The 18,491-nt window shown below is 68.3% G+C and carries 17 protein-coding genes; 11 read left to right on the top strand and 6 right to left on the bottom strand.

Annotated elements, in window-relative coordinates:
- The first annotated feature begins 101 nt into the window (after positions 1-101).
- From aceE to ABTZ43_RS09155, 6 genes are all read left to right on the top strand, one after another.
- A complete protein-coding gene (aceE, locus tag ABTZ43_RS09180; RefSeq protein ID WP_350538572.1) occupies positions 102-2,828 on the top strand; it encodes a pyruvate dehydrogenase (acetyl-transferring), homodimeric type in 2,727 nt (908 codons plus the stop codon).
- A gap of 30 nt (positions 2,829-2,858) precedes the next feature.
- Positions 2,859-4,064: a PucR family transcriptional regulator gene (locus ABTZ43_RS09175; RefSeq protein ID WP_149422889.1), complete on the top strand. Its 1,206-nt coding sequence runs from the start codon at positions 2,859-2,861 to the stop codon at positions 4,062-4,064.
- Between the two features lie 106 nt (positions 4,065-4,170).
- Positions 4,171-5,091 carry an ACP S-malonyltransferase gene (locus tag ABTZ43_RS09170; RefSeq protein ID WP_350538571.1) on the top strand — a complete coding sequence of 307 codons (921 nt, stop codon included), beginning with the start codon at positions 4,171-4,173 and terminating at the stop codon, positions 5,089-5,091.
- Complete coding sequence (locus ABTZ43_RS09165) at positions 5,088-6,089, top strand: beta-ketoacyl-ACP synthase III (protein ID WP_056418054.1); 1,002 nt, start codon at positions 5,088-5,090, stop codon at positions 6,087-6,089. Before ABTZ43_RS09170 ends, ABTZ43_RS09165 begins: the two co-directional genes overlap by 4 nt.
- A 68-nt stretch (positions 6,090-6,157) precedes the next feature.
- Positions 6,158-6,406, top strand: coding sequence for an acyl carrier protein (locus ABTZ43_RS09160; RefSeq protein WP_017830435.1), 249 nt, complete (start codon positions 6,158-6,160; stop codon positions 6,404-6,406).
- A gap of 90 nt (positions 6,407-6,496) precedes the next feature.
- A complete protein-coding gene (locus ABTZ43_RS09155; RefSeq protein ID WP_056418057.1) occupies positions 6,497-7,735 on the top strand; it encodes a beta-ketoacyl-[acyl-carrier-protein] synthase family protein in 1,239 nt (412 codons plus the stop codon).
- Positions 7,736-7,826: 91 nt separating this feature from the next.
- Here ABTZ43_RS09155 and yczE read toward each other — a convergent pair whose 3' ends face one another.
- Complete coding sequence (yczE, locus tag ABTZ43_RS09150; RefSeq protein WP_056418060.1) at positions 7,827-8,483, bottom strand: membrane protein YczE; 657 nt, start codon at positions 8,481-8,483, stop codon at positions 7,827-7,829.
- A 95-nt stretch (positions 8,484-8,578) separates the two neighbouring features.
- Between yczE and yczR the strand changes: the two genes are divergently transcribed.
- The gene (yczR, locus tag ABTZ43_RS09145) at positions 8,579-9,982 is read left to right on the top strand and encodes a MocR-like transcription factor YczR (protein ID WP_350538570.1); all 1,404 of its coding nucleotides are present in this window, start codon (positions 8,579-8,581) and stop codon (positions 9,980-9,982) included.
- Between the two features lie 136 nt (positions 9,983-10,118).
- On the opposite strand, the gene ABTZ43_RS09140 is transcribed toward yczR, so the two are convergent.
- Positions 10,119-10,622, bottom strand: coding sequence for a DUF3145 domain-containing protein (locus ABTZ43_RS09140; RefSeq protein WP_056418067.1), 504 nt, complete (start codon positions 10,620-10,622; stop codon positions 10,119-10,121).
- A 186-nt stretch (positions 10,623-10,808) separates the two neighbouring features.
- Positions 10,809-11,582 carry a hypothetical protein gene (locus ABTZ43_RS09135; RefSeq protein WP_056418068.1) on the bottom strand — a complete coding sequence of 258 codons (774 nt, stop codon included), beginning with the start codon at positions 11,580-11,582 and terminating at the stop codon, positions 10,809-10,811.
- A gap of 176 nt (positions 11,583-11,758) precedes the next feature.
- On the opposite strand from ABTZ43_RS09135, the gene ABTZ43_RS09130 reads away from it, so the two are divergent.
- Genes ABTZ43_RS09130 through ABTZ43_RS09120 form a run of 3 tightly spaced genes read left to right on the top strand, consistent with a single transcriptional unit; the run spans position 11,759 to position 15,346 of the window.
- The gene (locus tag ABTZ43_RS09130; protein WP_314098179.1) at positions 11,759-13,762 is read left to right on the top strand and encodes a DUF262 domain-containing protein; all 2,004 of its coding nucleotides are present in this window, start codon (positions 11,759-11,761) and stop codon (positions 13,760-13,762) included.
- Position 13,763: 1 nt separating this feature from the next.
- A complete protein-coding gene (locus ABTZ43_RS09125) occupies positions 13,764-15,011 on the top strand; it encodes an alpha/beta fold hydrolase (protein ID WP_350538569.1) in 1,248 nt (415 codons plus the stop codon).
- A 53-nt stretch (positions 15,012-15,064) separates the two neighbouring features.
- Complete coding sequence (locus tag ABTZ43_RS09120) at positions 15,065-15,346, top strand: hypothetical protein (RefSeq protein WP_350538568.1); 282 nt, start codon at positions 15,065-15,067, stop codon at positions 15,344-15,346.
- Positions 15,347-15,421: 75 nt separating this feature from the next.
- Here the strand turns inward: ABTZ43_RS09120 and ABTZ43_RS09115 are convergent, their stop codons facing one another.
- From ABTZ43_RS09115 to glgA, 3 genes are all read right to left on the bottom strand, one after another.
- Positions 15,422-15,679 carry a type B 50S ribosomal protein L31 gene (locus tag ABTZ43_RS09115; protein ID WP_045254549.1) on the bottom strand — a complete coding sequence of 86 codons (258 nt, stop codon included), beginning with the start codon at positions 15,677-15,679 and terminating at the stop codon, positions 15,422-15,424.
- 91 nt (positions 15,680-15,770) lie between these two features.
- Positions 15,771-16,556: an ABC transporter ATP-binding protein gene (locus tag ABTZ43_RS09110; RefSeq protein WP_314098171.1), complete on the bottom strand. Its 786-nt coding sequence runs from the start codon at positions 16,554-16,556 to the stop codon at positions 15,771-15,773.
- Positions 16,557-16,573: 17 nt separating this feature from the next.
- Entirely contained in the window at positions 16,574-17,758 is a 1,185-nt protein-coding gene (gene glgA / locus ABTZ43_RS09105; protein ID WP_350538567.1) for a glycogen synthase, read from the bottom strand.
- A gap of 69 nt (positions 17,759-17,827) precedes the next feature.
- Between glgA and ABTZ43_RS09100 the strand changes: the two genes are divergently transcribed.
- A partial coding sequence (locus tag ABTZ43_RS09100) for a sugar phosphate nucleotidyltransferase (protein WP_350538566.1) occupies positions 17,828-18,491 on the top strand: 664 nt, incomplete at its 3' end.

Raw genomic sequence — 18,491 nt, 5'->3', positions numbered from 1 at the left:
GGATAGGCTGAGGGCGGCACGCGTTGTGCACAGCCGACAAGGCTGCCCGCGTCGCTTCCCGTTTCATTGGCATGACCTGCCAGCTTGACGAAAGGCTCCCCGTGACTGTGCACGACCAGGATCCGTATTCCCAGGGCCCCCTCGACAGCGATCCGGAGGAGACCGGCGAGTGGCAGCAGTCGCTCGACGAGCTCGTCGACGCGAAGGGCCACGGTCGTGGCCGCGAGATCATGCTCAGCCTGCTCAAGCGCTCGAAGGAGCTGCACCTGGGCGTGCCGATGGTTCCGACCACCGACTACATCAACACGATCGCTGCCGAGAACGAGCCCGAGTTCCCCGGTGACGAAGAGATCGAGCGCCGCTACCGCGCATGGATCCGCTGGAACGCGGCCATCACGGTGCACCGTGCGCAGCGCCCCGGCATCGGCGTCGGCGGGCACATCTCGACGTACGCGTCGTCTGCGGCCCTCTACGAGGTCGGCTTCAACCACTTCTTCAAGGGCGCCGACAACGCCGGCGGCGCCGACCAGATCTTCATCCAGGGCCACGCCTCGCCCGGAACCTACGCGCGCTCCTTCCTCGAGGGACGCCTGAGCGAAGACCAGCTCGACGGGTTCCGTCAGGAGAAGTCGCACGCACCGCACGGCATCCCCTCCTACCCGCACCCGCGTCTGATGCCGGAGTACTGGCAGTTCCCGACCGTCTCCATGGGCCTCGGTCCGATCAACGCCATCTACCAGGCGATGTCGAACAAGTACCTCGAGAACCGCGGCATCAAAGACACGTCGCAGTCGCACGTGTGGGCCTTCCTCGGCGACGGCGAGATGGACGAGGTCGAGAGCCGCGGACAACTGCAGGTCGCCGCCAACGAGGGTCTCGACAACCTCACGTTCATCGTCAACTGCAACCTGCAGCGCCTCGACGGCCCTGTGCGCGGCAACGGCAAGATCGTCCAGGAGCTCGAGTCGTTCTTCCGCGGAGCGGGCTGGAACGTCATCAAGGTCGTCTGGGGCCGCGAGTGGGACGACCTGCTCGCCCGCGACACCGAGGGCGCACTGCTCAACCTGATGAACGTCACCCCCGACGGCGACTACCAGACGTACAAGGCCGAGTCCGGCGCGTACGTCCGCGAGCACTTCTTCGGCCGCGACGAGCGTGCCGCCGCCCTCGTCAAGGACTACTCCGACGACGACATCTGGAACCTCAAGCGCGGTGGCCACGACTACCGCAAGGTCTACGCCGCATTCAAGGCCGCGACCGAGCACAAGGGCAAGCCCACCGTCATCCTCGCCAAGACCGTCAAGGGCTACGGCCTGGGTCCGCACTTCGAGGGCCGCAACGCGACCCACCAGATGAAGAAGATGACGCTGGACAACCTCAAGACGTTCCGCGACGCCATGCACATCCCGATCACGGATGCGCAGCTCGAGGAGAACCCGTACCTGCCCCCGTACTACAACCCGGGGCCCCAGGACGAGACGATCCAGTACATGCTCGAGCGCCGCCAGGCTCTCGGCGGATTCCTGCCGGAACGCCGCTCGACCCACGTGGGCCTCGAGCTCCCCGGCGACGCGGCCTACGCGCTGCCGAAGAAGGGGTCCGGCACGCAGGAGATCGCCACCACCATGGCGTTCGTGCGTCTGCTGAAGGACCTGCTGCGCTCGAAGGACTTCGGTCACCGCATCGTGCCGATCATCCCCGACGAGGCCCGCACGTTCGGAATGGACGCGTACTTCCCGACGGCCAAGATCTACAACCCGAACGGCCAGCACTACACCTCGGTCGATCGTGAGCTGCTCCTCGCCTACAAGGAGAGCCCGCAGGGTCAGATCGTGCACGTCGGCATCAACGAGGCGGGTGCCCTGGCGGCGTTCACCGCGGCCGGCACCTCCTACGCCACGCACGGCGAGCCGCTGATCCCGGTCTACCTCTTCTACTCGATGTTCGGATTCCAGCGCACGGGCGACGCCCAGTGGGCGGCCGGCGACCAGATGGCACGCGGCTTCATCATGGGTGCCACGGCGGGCCGTACGACCCTCACGGGTGAAGGCCTGCAGCACGCCGACGGTCACTCGCACCTGCTGGCATCGACCAACCCCGCGACGATCTCGTACGACCCCGCGTACGGCTACGAGATCGCCCACATCATGCGCTCCGGTATCGAGCGCATGTACGGCGGCGCGCACGAAGACCCGAACGTCATGTACTACATCACGCTCTACAACGAGCCGATCGTCATGCCGGCAGAGCCGGAGGGTGTCGACGTCGACGGCATCGTGCGCGGCATCCACCGCATCTCGGTCGGAGAGGGCGAGGGACCTCGTGCCCAGCTGTTCGCCTCGGGCGTCGGACTCCCCTGGGCCCTCGAGGCGCAGGAGCTGCTGAAGAACGACTGGGGCGTGATCGCCGATGTCTGGTCGGTCACCTCATGGACCGAGCTGCGCCGCGACGGCCTCGCCGCCGATGAGCACAACTTCCTGCACCCCGAGGAAGAGCCGCGCACGGCCTACCTCACGCAGAAGCTGCAGGGCTCCGAAGGTCCGGTCGTCGCCGTGAGCGACTTCATGCACGCCGTCCAGGACCAGATCCGGCCGTGGGTGCCTCAGCGTTTCGCGACGCTCGGCGCAGACGGCTTCGGGTTCTCGGACACGCGTGCCGCGGCGCGTCGCTTCTTCAAGATCGACGGCCCGTCGATCGTCGTCCGCACACTGCAGTCGCTCGCCGAAGACGGCGTGGTCGACCGCTCGCTCGCCGCGCAGGCCATCCAGAAGTACAGCCTGCACGACGTCAACGCGGGCACCAGCGGCAACGCGGGCGGCGAGAGCTGACCATCGGTGACAGGATCCTCTTCGCGCGGTATGGATAAGACCGCGACGCTCACCTGGCTGCGCCGCATCTCCGGCGACATCGCCTCGGTGACGATCAAGCGACTCGAGGACACCCTCCCCTGGTATGCCGTTATGCCACCAGCCCGCCGCTCTGCGGTCGGGCTGGTGGCTCAGGCCGGCATCACCTCCTTCATCCAGTGGTACGAGGATCCGACCTCGACGCCATGGATCGCCGCCGACATCTTCGCGGCCGCCCCACGGGAGCTCCTGCGCAGCGTGAGCCTGCAGCAGACGCTGCAGCTCATCCGCGTCACCGTCGAGGTGACCGAGGAGCGCGTCGCGGGCAAGGGCGCAGATCTGCGCGAGGCGATCCTGCTCTACTCGCGGGATGTCGCCTTCGCCGCGGCCGACGTCTACGCGAGGGCCGCCGAAGCCCGAGGGCTCTGGGACGCCCGTCTCGAGGCCCTCGTGGTGGACTCCATCCTGACCGGCGAGGCGGACGAAGAGCTTCCGAGCCGGATCGCCGCGCTCGGCTGGCACGGTCACGGCGAGGTCGCAGTGCTCGTGGGCACGACGCCGCCGCAGTTCGACGTCGACCTCGTGCGGCGCACCGCCCGCAAGCTCGCGGTCGACGTGCTCATCGGCGTCCAGGGCTCCCGACTCGTGCTCGTGATCGGCCGCGCGCGCATCGAGGGCCAGGAGGCCCCCGAGAACGAGGAGGAGGAACTCGGCTTCGAGGAGATCGCGGCGAGACTCGAGCCGTCGTTCGGCCCGGGATACGTCGTGCTCGGCCCCGCGGTCGCCGCCCTCGTCGACGCCAGCCAGAGTGCACGCGCGGCCCTCGCGGGTTTCGCCGTCGCACGCGCGTGGCGCAGCGCCCCGCGGCCCGTCGAAGCAGACGATCTGCTGCCGGAGCGCGCCCTCGCCGGCGACCCGCTCGCCAAGCAGACCCTGATCGAACGCATCTACCGTCCGCTGCAGGCGCATTCGACCGATCTCGTCACGACGCTGTGGAGCTACCTCGACAACGGTCGATCGCTCGAGGCCACGGCGCGCGAGCTCTTCGTGCACCCGAACACGGTGCGCTACCGCCTCAAGCGCGTCAGCGAGGTCATCGGCTGGGACGCCACCGGGCCCCGCGAAGCGCTGATCCTGCAGACGGCCCTGATCCTCGGGTCGATCGGTGCCGCCGAGAACGTGCGTCGCCGGCCTCCGTTGCGTCGCACCCCGCGCTGAATCCGACGGGCCGCGGCCGTTCCGCTGTTCGCCACACACAAGGGATCTTCGGAATCTTGTGATGGATCATCCACCACTTCGGGCTGATCGTTGGCAGACTGGGGATGTGATTGTCGTCGTATGCCCTGGACAGGGCTCGCAGACCCCCGGTTTCCTCTCCCCCTGGCTCGAGCTGGACGGGGTGGCCGAGAGACTCGCCACCTACTCCGCCGCCGCCGAGGTCGACCTCCAGCAGCACGGAACGGTGTCGGATGCCGACACGATCCGCGACACGCAGATCGCTCAGCCGCTCATCGTCGCCGCATCGCTCATCGCCGCCGATGCTCTCGCGGCGCGCGCCGGGCGCAGGGCTGATGGCATCGCCGGCCACTCCGTGGGCGAGATCGCCGCGCTGGTCGGCAGCGGTGTGATCGATGCCGAGACCGGCATGCGACTCGTCGGCATCCGTGGCCGCGCGATGGCCGAAGCCGCCGCGCAGACTCCGACGGGCATGAGCGCCGTGCTCGGCGGCGACGAGGAGACGATCCTCACCCGCCTCGGCGAGCTCGGGCTCTCCCCCGCCAACTACAACGGGGGCGGGCAGCTCGTCGTCGCCGGAGAGCTGGCAGGGCTCGACGCGCTGTCGACCGAGCCGGTCAAGGGCACCCGGGTCATCCCGCTACAGGTGGCAGGCGCATTCCACACCTCGTACATGGCCTCGGCCGTGACCGCTCTGCGCGACGCCGTCTCGACGGTCACCCCGTCCGACCCCGACCTCACGCTGTGGACCAACCGTGACGGATCCGTCGTCACGGATGGCGGGCAGGCGCTGGACTATCTCGTCGACCAGGTCTCCTCCCCCGTGCGCTGGGACCTGTGCATGGCCTCTTTCGCCGATCAGGGCATCACCGGACTCATCGAGCTCGCGCCCGCCGGCGCTCTCACCGGTCTCGCCAAGCGCGGCCTGCGCGGCATCCCCGCCGTCGCCGTCAAGACCCCCGATGACCTCGATGCGGCCGTCGCGCTGCTGAACGGAGACGCCGCATGAGCGCCACGCTGAACCAGATCTCAGGCCCCGCGTACACGCGCATCTACTCGTACGGCGCGGCGCGCGGCGAGAACGCGGTGCCGAACGACGATCTGATCGGTCCGATCGACTCGAGCGACGAGTGGATCCGCCAGCGCACCGGCATCGTGACCCGCGTGCGTGCCGACAAGGGCACCGATGCGATCGACCTCGCCACCACCGCCGCCGCCGAGGCCATCGAGAAGTCGGGGATCTCCGCCGACCAGGTGGATCTCGTCATCGTCGCCACGATCAGCAACCCGAAGCAGTCCCCCTCGGTCTCCGCCATCGTCGCCGACCGCGTGGGCGCCAACCCCGCCGCGGCGTACGACATCAATGCCGCCTGCGCGGGCTACGCGTACGCCGTCACTCAGGCCGACGCGCTGATCAAGTCGGGTGCCGCCCACTACGCGCTCGTCATCGGCACCGAGAAGCTCTCCGACATCGTCGATCCCGCGGACCGCAGCATCTCGTTCCTCCTGGGTGACGGTGCGGGCGCCGCGCTCATCGGCCCGAGCGACACGCCCGGCATCGCACCGGCGGTGTGGGGCTCCGACGGCTCCAAGGCAGACGCCGTGGGCATGAACGGCACCTTGACCGAGTTCCGCGACGGCGAGGTGCCGTGGCCGACGCTCCGTCAGGAGGGCCAGACGGTGTTCCGCTGGGCGGTGTGGGAGATGGCGAAGGTCGCACGTGAGGCTCTCGACCGTGCCGGCGTCGAGCCGGCCGACATCGCCGCGTTCATCCCGCACCAGGCGAACATGCGCATCATCGACGAGTTCGCGAAGCAGCTCAAGCTGCCCGAGTCCACGGTGATCGCCCGCGACATCGAGACCACGGGCAACACCTCGGCCGCCTCGATCCCGCTCGCCAGCCACCGACTGATGGCCGAACACCCCGAACTCTCCGGCGGCCTGGCGCTGCAGATCGGCTTCGGCGCGGGCCTCGTGTTCGCCGCCCAGGTCGTCGTCCTCCCCTGACAACGCCCTGACTGTCCCTAGACTGTTCCACGGTTCCGAATACAACCCGTAAGAAAGAGGAAGACCACATGGCTTTCACCAACGATGAGGTCCTCGCAGGCCTCGCAGAGCTGATCACCGATGAGACCGGCATCAACGCTTCCGAGGTCGCCCTCGAGAAGTCGTTCACCGACGACCTCGACATCGACTCGATCTCGATGATGACGATCGTCGTCAACGCCGAGGAGAAGTTCGGCGTCACCATCCCCGACGACGAGGTCAAGAACCTCAAGACCGTCGGCGACGCCGTCTCCTTCATCGTCGCAGGCCAGGAGTAATCCACGCAGGATGCCACCCCCGCATCCGCGGGGTGTGGCATCCTCCGCCTTGCCCTCTCCCTGCTCGACCCGCCCGTTAAGGAACCACTCATGACCAAGCGCATCGTCGTCACCGGCATCGGCGCCACGTCCGCCATCGGCGGGACAGCACCCGAGAACTGGACCAACCTGCTCGCAGGGCAGTCCGGAACCCGCACCCTCGAGCACGACTGGGTGCAGCAGTACGAGCTTCCCGTCACCTTCGCCGCCGAGGCGATCGTGCGGCCGGAGGAGGTCCTGCCCCGCCACGAGGCGAAGCGGCTCGACCCCTCATCGCAGTTCGCCCTCATCGCGGCCCGTGAGGCCTGGGCGGATGCGGGCGAGCCCGAGGTCGCCCCCGAGCGACTCGGCGTCGATTTCGCCACCGGCATCGGCGGCCTCTGGACGCTCCTCGACGCCTGGGACACCCTGCGCGAGAAGGGCCCGCGTCGGGTGATGCCCCTGACTGTTCCGATGCTGATGCCGAACGCGGCGGCGGGCAACCTCTCGCTGCAGTTCCAGGCGCGCGCGTACGCGCAGACCGTGGTGAGCGCCTGCGCCTCCAGCACCGAGTCGATCATCCATGCGTTCCACCACCTGCAGGACGGCCTGGCCGACGTCGTGATCGCCGGCGGCACCGAATCGGCCATCCACCCGATCACCATGGCGTCCTTCGCCTCGGCGCAGGCGCTCTCGCGGCGCAACGACGACCCCGCGACCGCATCACGCCCCGGCGCGATCGACCGTGACGGCTTCGTCATGGGCGAAGGCGCTGCGGCCCTCATCCTCGAGACCGAGGAGCACGCCAAGGCGCGCGGCGCGAAGATCTACGGTTACGTGCTCGGCGGCGGCGTCACGGCCGATGCGTACCACATCACCGGCAATGACCCCGAGGGGACCGGAGCCGCACGTGCGGTCACGCAGGCGCTCGACGAGGCCGGGATCACGGCCGATCAGGTCGCTCACATCAACGCGCACGCGACGTCGACCCCGGTGGGCGACCCCAACGAGTACGTCGCGCTCCGCAAGGTGTTCGGCGAGCGGATCGACGAGATCCCCGTCTCGGCGACCAAGGCCTCCACCGGCCACCTGCTCGGCGGCACCGGAGCACTCGAGGCGATCTTCGCGCTCCTCGCGCTGCGCGACCGCGTCGCGCCTCCGACCATCAACATGACCGAGCCCGACCCGGCCGTGCCGTTCAGGCTGTCGGGTGAGGCGCAGCCTCTCGGCGAGGGCACGCTGTACGCGATCAGCAACTCCTTCGGCTTCGGCGGCCACAACGCGGTCGCCGTGTTCTCCAACGCCGACTGACACCGCGGCACGACAGACGTCGATGCACGAGAGCGGCCCCCGGGGATTCCCGGGGGCCGCTCTCGTGCATCAGAGCGTCAGTGTGCGTGCGTCAGGCTCGCGCCAGCTGGCGCGACCGCGTCTGGCGGAGCCGCGTCGTCCAGGGCAGGAACCAGCCGACCAGCGGCCCGACGCCGAAGGCGAAGAGCACGGTGCCGACACCCACCGGGCCGCCGAGCAGGAACCCGATGGCCAGCACGCTCCCCTCGATCAGGGTGCGCACGAGCCACACCGGCCACCCCGTCCGGCGGACGAGACCCGTCATGAGCCCGTCGCGCGGACCCGGACCGAAGTCCGCGGCGATGTACAGTCCCGTCGCGAACGCGAGGAGCACGAGACCGGCCACGAACATGGGCGCGCCGACCCAGACCGACGGCGGCTCGGGGATCAGCGCGAGCGCGAGGTCGGCGCTCGGTCCCACGAGCAGGGCGTTGAGGAGGGTGCCGAGCCCGACACGCTGCCGCAGCGGGATCCACAGCACCAGCACGAGGATCGACACGAGCACGGTGACAGCGCCGTAGCCGATTCCGGTCTGGCCGGCGACGCCGAGGGCGAGGACGTCCCAGGGTGCCACTCCGATGCCGCCGTGCACCATCAGTCCCAGCGCGACGCCGTAGAGGAAGAGACCGACCAGCAGCTGCACGACGCGCTCGACGAGGTCGCGTCGACTGGTCGCGGAGATCGGCAGGAAGAGGGAACGGAGCTGCATCGTTCCATCGTGGACTGTCGCGACGCGCACGAGTCCAGACCACTCGAAGGAAAGTGGCCTGCGAACACCAGTCCACTTTGCGGCATCATGGGAATATGGCCTCACGACTCGTCGAGCAGCTGGGTGGGCAGAACGCCGCCGGCGCCACCGCCGCATCCCTCGCGCAGCAGATCCGCGCGCTGATCCTCGACGGCCGGTTGACCGTCGGGGAGCGGCTGCCCAGCGAACGGGCCCTGGCGCTCGAACTGCGCCGATCCCGATCGACGACGACCCGCGTCTACGGACTCCTCGAGGGCGACGGCTATGTGGTGCGTCGACACGGTGGAAGCACGCGGGTCGCGCTGCCGCACACGGAACACCGTCTCTCCGACCCCGATGACGAGGAGGCGATCGACCTCTCCATCGCCTCGATGGATTCGACGCCGGGCCTCTACGATGCCACGGTGAGGTCGCTGCCGCGCCTCGCAGCGTTGCGCGGGACCAGCGGATACTCGCTGCGCGGTCTTCCCGAGCTGCGCGATGCCGTCGCCAGACGGTTCACCGATCGCGGGGTCGAGACCGATCCCGACGAGATCATCATCACCTCCGGAGCCGTCAACGCCGTCAATCTGATCCTCGCGACGATCGGACGCCGCGGTGAACGCGCCCTGGTCGAGCAGCCCACCTTTCCGCACGCACTCGAGGCGCTGCACCGGTACGGCTACCGGATGCTCCCCACGCCCGTCGAGGTCACCGGCTGGGACGAGCGCCATGTCACCGACACCCTCCTGCGGAGCCGCCCGCACGTCGCCTATCTGATCCCCGACTTCCACAATCCGACCGGGGCGACGATGAGCGACGCCGAGCGCTCCCGCATCGCGACCACGGCGCGGAGCACGGGGACGCATGTGATCGTCGACGAGACGACCGCCGAGCTCGACATCGATCGCGGCTGGACTCCCCTGCCCATGTCCGCCCACAGCCCACAGGTGATCACGGTGGGGTCCATGTCGAAGATCGCCTGGGGCGGTCTGCGGATCGGCTGGATCCGCGCGGACCGCGCGCTCATCTCCCGACTGCTCGCCACCCGCCCCTCGTTCGAACTCGGCACAGCGCTGCTCGAGCAGTGCATCGCCGTCGAGCTCCTGCAGGACATGCCGGCTCTCACCACCCATGTGGCGTCGCGCCTTCGCGCAGGCAGGGCGGCCGTGGCGGCCGGCCTCGGGGCGCTCGGCGGCATCGCGATGCCGCCGACGAGAGGCGGACTCTCGACCTGGCTCGATCTCGGCGCCCCCGTGTCGACGGAGGTGTCGCTGGCGGCGCGGCGGCACGGGCTGATCGTGCCGCCAGGGCCGCGCTTCACCACCGGCGGAGTGCTGGAACGCCGACTGCGGATCCCCATCACGCTCTCTCCCGAACGCACGACGGAGGCGATGGAGCGTCTGGGCCGCGCCTGGTCCCACGTGATGAGCGGAGGGTCGACGTCCGACGAGGAAGCGCCCCGCGCGGCCGTCATCTGAGGGCAGACGAGGACCCCGTCCCTGGATCAGGGGCGGGGTCCTCGTCATGTGGAGCGGGAATTCGCATTCTCGGCGTCCGGGACATGTCACCGGCATCCGATACTCGCGCCTTCCCGCTCCAGGTCTGTGTCGGGCTCTAGCCCACCTTGTGCAGCCAGACGACGCGCGCATCGTCGCTGGCGTGACGGAACGGCTCCAGCTCCTCGTCCCAGGCAGAGCCCAGCGCGATGTCGAGCTCGCGCTGCAGCTCGGTCGCACTGCCCGCGGCGATCTCCATCGCGTAGCGGATGCGGTCTTCGCCGATCACGATGTTGCCCGCCGCATCGGTCTGCGCATAGTGGATGCCGAGATCGGGCGTGTGCAGCCATCGGCCACCGTCGCTGCGGGGCGTCGGGTCCTCGGTCACCTCGAAGCGCAGGTGCTCCCAGCCGCGGATCGCCGTCGCCAGGGCGGCTCCCGTCCCGACCGGACCGTCCCAGTAGAACTCCGCGCGTCGAGCACCGTCGAGCACCGGCTGTTCGCTCCAGTCGAAGTTCACAGCACGACCGATAGCGCGTCCGACCGCCCATTCCAGGTGCGGGCAGAGCGCGCGAGGGGCAGAGTGGACGAAAACCACTCCGCGTGCGTAAGCCGTCGCCATGATCTCTCCGTTTCATCAGGTGCGTCTTCCCCAACGACCTGAAACACCGAGAACTGGCGTGAATATGCGGTTATGCGCCTATTCTCGCCCAGACCAGGCGAAATCACAAGCATGTGATTCGACGACGAAGGCCCCGGTCACGGGGACCGGGGCCTTCGGACCTGACTGTACGGAGTCAGACGAGGATCACGCCTCGCTCATGGCCTGCTTGACCTGCTGGCCCTTCGCCGCGTAGTACGCGGCGCGGGCGGCGTCGCGACGTGCCTGCTCGGCGTATCCGGCCTCGAGGACGTCCTGCGGGACCTCGACGTTCGGCACGTCGTCGGTGCCGTTGTACTTCTCGATGTACGCGTCGAGCTCGGGTCCCGAGGTCCACGACGTGATGAGGCAGTACCGCGGCTCGCTGCCCACGTGGGTCGCCGCGTGCCACAGCCGCTGCGTGTCGACGATGAGCTGCGCTCCCGCCGGCAGAGCGATGCGGTACTCGACGCTCGGGTCGGTGCGGTTCTCGCGCAGGACGAAGAAGCTGTCCTTGTCGTCGCTGAGGTTGAAGAAGCCGCGGACGACCCATCCGGTGCCGTCCGGGTTCAGACGGTTGTTGTCATCCTGGTGGAGGTTGTACAGGCACTCGCCGTAGGGCGTGGGCTGCAGCTCGATGACACGGCAGCGACCGACGTTCGCACCGGGCTCCTGCGCGCGACGCGTCAGGTTCGGGGCCTTGGCGGTCTGGGAGTCGATCCAGACGCCGTCCTTGTCGGTGCGCGGCGGCTTGTGGTTCCAGAAGCCGTTGCACTCGATCTCGCCCTTGGCGCTCGCGAGCGGCGCGAAGCGGGTGTCGCCCGACGACTTCCAGTCGTTGTACTCGATGTCGAGCCACTCCTTGGGGTCGAGCTCCTGGTCGTAGCTGTCGAGAACGACGAAGCCCTTGTCTTCGAGGGCGGCGGACTTGATGTATCCCATGATCTGAACCAGATCCTCTCATCGGGGGCCAGCACGTTTTAACAGGCCCTGATAAGGCAAGCCTAACAGGGCGCCTCTGGAGCGCCGCCGAAGCCCGCCGTGAATAAGCGAATAGACTGAATCGGGCGCCTGGCGACTCCTCGGCGCCGCGCGTTACGGGAGGACGAGACACCAGCATGAGCACTGCGACGAACGTCGAGGCGACAGCTGTCAATACGATCGAGTGGCTCGCAGAGGACTCCACGACCATCGTCGTCCCGGTGTATCAGCGGCAGTATCGGTGGGACATCGGCGGCTGCGAGCAGTTGCTCTCCGATGTGCGTGCCGTCGCCCGCGAGAACTCGTCGCACCGCCACTTCATCGGCTCGATCCTCTCGGCCGCCGACGATTCCGACGCCGACACCGAGCTCGTGCTGATCGACGGTCAGCAGCGGATCACCACGATCATGCTGCTCGTGGCCGCCCTGCAGCACGCGGTGCGCGACAGCGCTCCCGAGCTCGCCGCGGAACTGGACCGCGTCCTGGTGCGCCCCGACGATCCCCGCAGGACGAAGCTGCGTCCTCACGACGCCTGGGCCGAGCTCTACGAGTCGGTGGTGCTGGATCGGGGCGACCACGCCGATCGTGAGTCCCGTTTCGACGACAACTACGCCTTCTTCCGCAGCCAGGTGCATGCCGATGAGGCGGCGACGATCTGGCAGGGCCTGCAGCGCCTCGAGCACGTGTCCATCACGCTCGGCGCAGGTGCGAACGCTCAGCAGATCTTCGAGAGCCTGAACTCGACGGGCGAACCGCTGCGCGATCACGAGCTCATCCACAACTACATCCTGATGGGCCTCACGCACACCGAGCAGCTCGACGTCGAGGCCCGGTTCTGGCTTCCCATCGAACGCCACGCGGGCGAGAACATCGCCGCGTTCTGGCGGCACTACCTCGTGATGACGACGGGACGCGAGGTCGCCGCGAACGGCGAGCACGGGGTGTACAGCGCGTTCCGACAGTCGTTCCCGCGCGTCGACGTGGACCATCTGCAGGCGGATGCCGAGGTGTGGCGGCACTACGCGGAGATCTACGGCATCCTGCTGGATCCCTCTCTCGAGAAGGACTCCGAGATCGCGCGGCAGCTGCGATTCGTGAACACCTTCGGTCGTGCCTCCTATCCGCTCGTCCTGAGCGTCTACAGCGACCACGCCAAAGGGCTCATCCCGCGTGACGAGCTGATCCGCACCCTGGAGCGGATCCAGGCGATGTACCTGCGACGGACGCTCGTCAACCTGCCCAATGAACGCCTCGTCGCCCGGCTCTGCCGTGCGCGCGTGGACGGACCCGACGCGCTCGAGAGGGCCTTCGCGCGCATCACACCCTCGGACGAGCGGGTCAGCGCGGTGCTCAAGTACAGCGAGCTCCCCCACCCGGCGTACGTTCTCGGGCGGCTGGAGGGCGTCGAGGACACGGACGGATTCGACGTCGAGCACATCGTCCCGACCGTTCCCAGCGACAGCTGGTCGGGCGACGGAGCGCGCGAATGGATCGACTACTCCGACGACGAGCGAAACGCCCACCGTGCGCTGGCGCCCACGCTCGGCAACCTGACGCTGCTGGAGCAGAGCCTGTCGGAGCGGTACTTCGGGGAGCCGTACGCCGTGAAGCGCACCTCGGCGTATGCGCGCAGCGCGGTTCCCGAGACCGCGGCGCTGCAGTCGACCGAGACCTGGGGAACGGCCATGATCTCGCAGCGCACCGTGCGGCTCACGGCCGAGCTCCTGCGCATCTGGGCGCGGCCTGCGCTCACCGAGATCGACGACGACGGTCTGACCCCGATCCTCGACGCCGTGCGGCGCCGTGGCTGGCCCGCGGGCTGGGAGCGCGAGTTCGAGTACGTCGAATACCGCGGAGAGCGCTGGGAGGTCTACGACGTCCGGCATCTGTTCAACCGCGTCTTCCGACGTGCGTGGACCGACACCCGCGCTGCGGCGGTCTCGTACTGCGCCGCGCACGGCGGACCGATCTACGACGGGACCGCGTGGAAGGGGCAGTGGGACCGGCTCGACGACACCCATCACCTGTACATGGGGTGGGATTCCACGTACATGATGAGCGCTGTGCAGGGCGTGCTCCAGGAGGCGGACATCGCCTCGGAGGTCTTCGTGAAGTACTCCTACATCGGGAATGTGATGTGACATGACCACGACCATCCATCGTCTGCTCGACCTCGCCGTCGAAGAGCACACTCTGACCGTCCCGCTCGTGTGGGACGACCCCGCCGACACCCGCACGATCGAGATCTTCGCGCGCGTCGTGACCCGCGACGGAGGCGACTCGCTGCCCTTCCTCGTCTACCTCCAGGGCGGACCGGGGCACGAGGCGCCCCGCCCGTTCCACTCGTCGACAGCACCGCCCTGGCTCGACGAGGCTCTCGCCCACTACCGCGTGGTCATGCTGGACCAGCGCGGCACCGGCCTGTCGACTCCGGTCGGAGACGACGACCTGGCCGAGGGCTCGGCAGCCGTCGCCGAGTATCTGACCCACCTGCGCGCCGATGCCATCGTGCGCGACTGCGAGGCGATGCGCGAGCACCTCGGTGCGATCACCTGGAGCGTGCTGGGTCAGTCGTTCGGCGGATTCACATCGCTCGCATACCTGTCGACCCATGCCGCCTCGCTGGCCGATGTCTTCATCACGGGCGGCCTGAGTGCGATCGGCCGACACCCGGACGAGGTCTACGCCCTCTGCTACAGCAAGATGCGCGACGCCTCCGAGCGCTATTACCGTCGGTTCCCCGAGCACCGCGATCGCATGCGCAGGCTGGTGGATCACGCGGATGCCGGCGACATCGTCCTGCCGGACGGTGAAGTGGTGTCCCGCTCGCGTCTGCGGTCGGTGGGGTCGGCCCTCGGCATGAACGAGGGGTGGCAGACGCTGTGGTCGCTTCTCGAGCGCGACCACAGGTCGAACGCCTTCCGTCACGACCTCATGCACGCGATGCCGTACAGCGGCCGCAATCCGCTCTACTTCGCCTTCCACGAGTCGAGCTACGCCGACGGACACGCGACCCGGTGGTCGGCCGAGCGTGTCGAGCCCGACGACTTCCGCGAGGACGTCACCCTCTTCACCGGCGAGCACATCCGTCGCGAGTGGACCGAGACGGTCCCCGCATTCCGGCCCTGGCGCGAGGTGACACTCGAGCTCGCCGAGTTCGAGTGGCCGCGCCTCTACGACCGGGTGGCGATCGAGGCGTCCGGGGCGACCGGAGCCACGGCGGTCTACGCGAACGACGTCTACGTCCCCCTGGAGTACTCGCTCGAGACCGCGGGGCTGCTCCCGGGAATCGCACTGTGGGTGACCAGCGAGCACGAGCACAACGGTCTCCGCTCCGGCCCCGTCCTCAGCCGTCTGATCGACCTCGCGCACGGACGGCGCATCCGCTGAGGATCATCCCGTGGGCGGATGCCGGCGGCGGAAGAGTCTTCTAGCCTGGACACATGGCTGAGACGGTGGGGATGCTTCTGACCGTGGCGATCGTGCTCCTGGTCGTGATCGCGGTCGTGATCGTGATCGTGGCCGTGTATTCGCGCGTGCCCCTCGAGCGGAAGTACGAGAGCTCCGGCGGCGGACTGGGCGGATCGTTCGACGCGATCTGGATGCCGTCGGCCCATGGCGCCGGCATCGAGCGCGATCGTCAGACGAAGCGCATGGCTCCTGCCCCGGTGGCGGGCGACCCGCCCCACAGCATCCGCGGCGACCGCATCACGATCGACCTCTGAGTCCGTCCGGCCCGGCCGCCGGATACGACGAAGGCCCCGGTTCCGAGAACCGGGGCCTTCGTGGTGGCGATGTCCTTACTTGGACGAGCCGCCGAAGCCCTTGAAGCGCTGGTTGAACTTCTCGACGCGGCCGGCCGAGTCCATGATGCGCTGCTTGCCCGTGTAGAACGGGTGCGAGGCCGACGAGATCTCGACGTCGATGACGGGGTACTCGACACCGTCGAGCTCGATCGTCTTGTCGCTGGACACCGTCGATCGGGTGCGGAACGTCTCGCCCGAGCCGAGGTCGCGGAACACGACGTCCTTGTACACGGGGTGAATGTCAGTCTTCATGGGATTCCTTAGTTGCTGCCCTGGATTGTGCCAGGGACGAGGGAAGTCTGCGGTGCACGACGCACCAAGGATCGATCCTACCAGATGCTCGTCAGGATGCTGCGCGAGCGGCGTAGCGGCCGTCTTCGCTGCTGAGCACGATCGGCATGCCGAACGCCTCGGTCAGCGCGTCGGCGGTGAGGGTCTCGGCGATCGGGCCCGCGGCCACGATCCGTCCCTCGCGCATGAGGAGCACATGGGTGAACCCGACGGGGATCTCCTCGACGTGGTGGGTGACCATCAGCATGGCCGGAGTCGTCGGCGACGACGCGTACCCGCTCAGCAGGGCCAGCAGTTCTTCCCTCGAACCGAGGTCGAGCGACGCGGTCGGCTCGTCGAGCAGCAGCAGCTCGGGGTCCGTCATCACCGCGCGGGCGATCTGGACGCGCTTCTGCTCTCCGTCGCTCAGCGTTCCGAACGTGCGCTCGGCGAGGTGATCGAGGCGCCAGTCCGCGAGGACACGCAGCGCGCGACGCTCGTCGATGTCCTCGTAGCCCTCGTTCCACCGTCCGAGCACCGAGAAGGCCGCCGTGAGCACGGTATTCAGAACCGTCTCGTCGCGCGGAACGCGCTTGGCCATCGCCGAAGAGGCGAAGCCGATCCGCGGGCGCAGCTCGAACACGTCGGTCCGGCCGAGGGTCTCCCCCAGCACGGTGACGGTTCCCGCGGTCGGATGCATCAGCGTGTCGGCGAGCTGGAGCAGCGTGGTCTTGCCTGCGCCGTTGGGGCCGAGGATCACCCACCGCTGATCATCGTCGACCTGCCAGGTCACGTGATCGATGATGTCGCGCCCCTCGCGGCGCACGACGACGTCGGTGAATTCCAGGGCGCTCGACATGCCTCCAGCCTATCGGCTCAGGCGGTGAGCTCCGCGTACAGCGCGCGCGTGGTGTCGGCGATCGCTCCCCAGCTGAACTCGTCGCGAGCCCTCTCCCGACCGGCCTCGCCGTACGCGCGTGCACGCTCGGGATCGGAGGTCACCTCTGTCAGCACCCGCGCGAGATCCGCGACGTAGCGCTCGGGGTCGACCGGCGTGCCGGTGCCGTCCTGCACCTGCTCGATCGGCACCAGGCGCCCCGTCACGCCGTCGGCGACGACCTCGGGGATTCCACCGGTCGCGGTCCCGACGACGGCGGCGCCGCACGCCATGGCCTCGAGGTTGACGATCCCGAGCGGCTCGTAGACGGAGGGGCAGACGAACGTGGTGGCGGCGGTGAGGATGGCGGAGAGCTCGTCGCGCGGCAGCATCCGCTCGATCCAGACCACTCCCTCCCTGGTCTGCTGCAGGAGCTTCACCCCCTCCTGCACCTCCGCCATGATCTCGGCGGTGTCGGGCGCGCCCGCGCACAGGATCAGCTGCACCTCCGGGGGAAGCAGTCGCGCCGCCTGCAGCAGGTACGGCAGGCCCTTCTGACGCGTGATCCTGCCGACGAAGACGACGGACGGACGCGACGGGTCGATTCCCACGGACTCGAGGAACGCGGGATTCTGCACCGGACGCCACCGGTCCACGTCGATACCGTTGTGGATCACCCGGACCTTCGCCGGGTCCACCGACGGGTAGCTGCGCAGGATGTCCGCGCGCATGCCCGCGCTCACCGCGATGACCGCGGCGGCGTTCTCGTACGCCAGCTTCTCGATCCCGCTGGAGACCGCGTAGCCGCCTCCGAGCTGCTCGGCCTTCCAGGGCCGCAGCGGCTCGAGACTGTGGGCGGTGAGCACGTGCGGGATGCCGTGCAGCTGCGACGCGAGATGACCCGCGAAGTTCGCGTACCAGGTGTGGCTGTGCACGAGGTCGGCGTCGGAGATCGCCGCGACGATCTCGAGATCGGTGCCCAGCGTCTGCAGCGCGGCGTTCGCGGAGGCGAGTTCGGAGGGGGTCCGGTAGGCGGACGTACCCGCCTCATCTCGGGGCGAACCGAAGGCCCGCACCTGCACGTCGATGCTCTGTCGCAGCGCCGTGACGAGCTCCGCGACGTGCACTCCGGCACCTCCGTAGATCTCCGGCGGGTATTCCTTCGTGATCATCTCGACGCGCATGGTTAGACGGTAGTGACTCACTTGTCCAGATGCTAGTTCGGCGGGTCGATTCGCCTCTATGGTAGGTGCATGTCCGCTCCAAAGAAGATCTTCGGCATCATCCTCGCCGGCGGCGAGGGTAAGCGTCTCATGCCCCTCACGGGTGACCGTGCCAAACCTGCCGTGCCTTTCGGTGGACAGTACCGCCTGATAGATTTCGCGATCTCGAACCTCATCAACTCCGGTCTCCGGCAGATCGTCGTGCTCACCCAGTACAAGTCGCACAGCCTCGACCGGCACATCTCCCAGACCTGGCGGATGTCCGCGCTGCTCGACTCGTACGTCGCGTCCGTGCCCGCCCAGCAGCGCCTGGGCAAGCGCTGGTTCTCGGGCTCGGCCGACGCGATCCTGCAGAGCATGAACCTGATCAACGACGAGAAGCCCGACATCGTCGTGGTGATCGGCGCCGACCACGTGTACCGCATGGACTTCCGCCAGATGCTCGACGCGCACATCGAGTCCGGCGCGAAGGCCACCGTCGCCGGCATCCGTCAGCCCATCTCGATGGCATCGCAGTTCGGCGTGATCGACGCGGACACGCAGTCGGGTCGCATCAAGCAGTTCCTCGAGAAGCCCACCGATGCCACGGGACTCGAGGACTCTCCGCACGAGGTCCTCGCATCCATGGGCAACTACATCTTCGACGCCGACGCGCTGATCGCTGCGGTCGAGGCCGATGGGGAGTCTCCCACCT

Source organism: Microbacterium sp. NPDC097977 (assembly GCF_040302605.1).
Taxonomy (GTDB): domain Bacteria; phylum Actinomycetota; class Actinomycetes; order Actinomycetales; family Microbacteriaceae; genus Microbacterium.
Note: the sequence above shows the minus strand (reverse complement) of the source record. Positions and strands in the feature narration are given on the sequence as shown.

Coding starts and splice junctions, on each gene's coding strand:
- ABTZ43_RS09175 (WP_149422889.1), top strand. CDS start 2,859: ATGGATAAGACCGCGACGCTCACCTGGCTGCGCCGCATCTCCGGCGAC.
- ABTZ43_RS09165 (WP_056418054.1), top strand. CDS start 5,088: ATGAGCGCCACGCTGAACCAGATCTCAGGCCCCGCGTACACGCGCATC.
- ABTZ43_RS09160 (WP_017830435.1), top strand. CDS start 6,158: ATGGCTTTCACCAACGATGAGGTCCTCGCAGGCCTCGCAGAGCTGATC.
- ABTZ43_RS09155 (WP_056418057.1), top strand. CDS start 6,497: ATGACCAAGCGCATCGTCGTCACCGGCATCGGCGCCACGTCCGCCATC.
- yczE (WP_056418060.1), bottom strand. CDS start 8,483: ATGCAGCTCCGTTCCCTCTTCCTGCCGATCTCCGCGACCAGTCGACGC.
- yczR (WP_350538570.1), top strand. CDS start 8,579: ATGGCCTCACGACTCGTCGAGCAGCTGGGTGGGCAGAACGCCGCCGGC.
- ABTZ43_RS09140 (WP_056418067.1), bottom strand. CDS start 10,622: ATGGCGACGGCTTACGCACGCGGAGTGGTTTTCGTCCACTCTGCCCCT.
- ABTZ43_RS09135 (WP_056418068.1), bottom strand. CDS start 11,582: ATGGGATACATCAAGTCCGCCGCCCTCGAAGACAAGGGCTTCGTCGTT.
- ABTZ43_RS09130 (WP_314098179.1), top strand. CDS start 11,759: ATGAGCACTGCGACGAACGTCGAGGCGACAGCTGTCAATACGATCGAG.
- ABTZ43_RS09125 (WP_350538569.1), top strand. CDS start 13,764: ATGACCACGACCATCCATCGTCTGCTCGACCTCGCCGTCGAAGAGCAC.
- ABTZ43_RS09120 (WP_350538568.1), top strand. CDS start 15,065: ATGGCTGAGACGGTGGGGATGCTTCTGACCGTGGCGATCGTGCTCCTG.
- ABTZ43_RS09115 (WP_045254549.1), bottom strand. CDS start 15,679: ATGAAGACTGACATTCACCCCGTGTACAAGGACGTCGTGTTCCGCGAC.
- ABTZ43_RS09110 (WP_314098171.1), bottom strand. CDS start 16,556: ATGTCGAGCGCCCTGGAATTCACCGACGTCGTCGTGCGCCGCGAGGGG.
- glgA (WP_350538567.1), bottom strand. CDS start 17,758: ATGCGCGTCGAGATGATCACGAAGGAATACCCGCCGGAGATCTACGGA.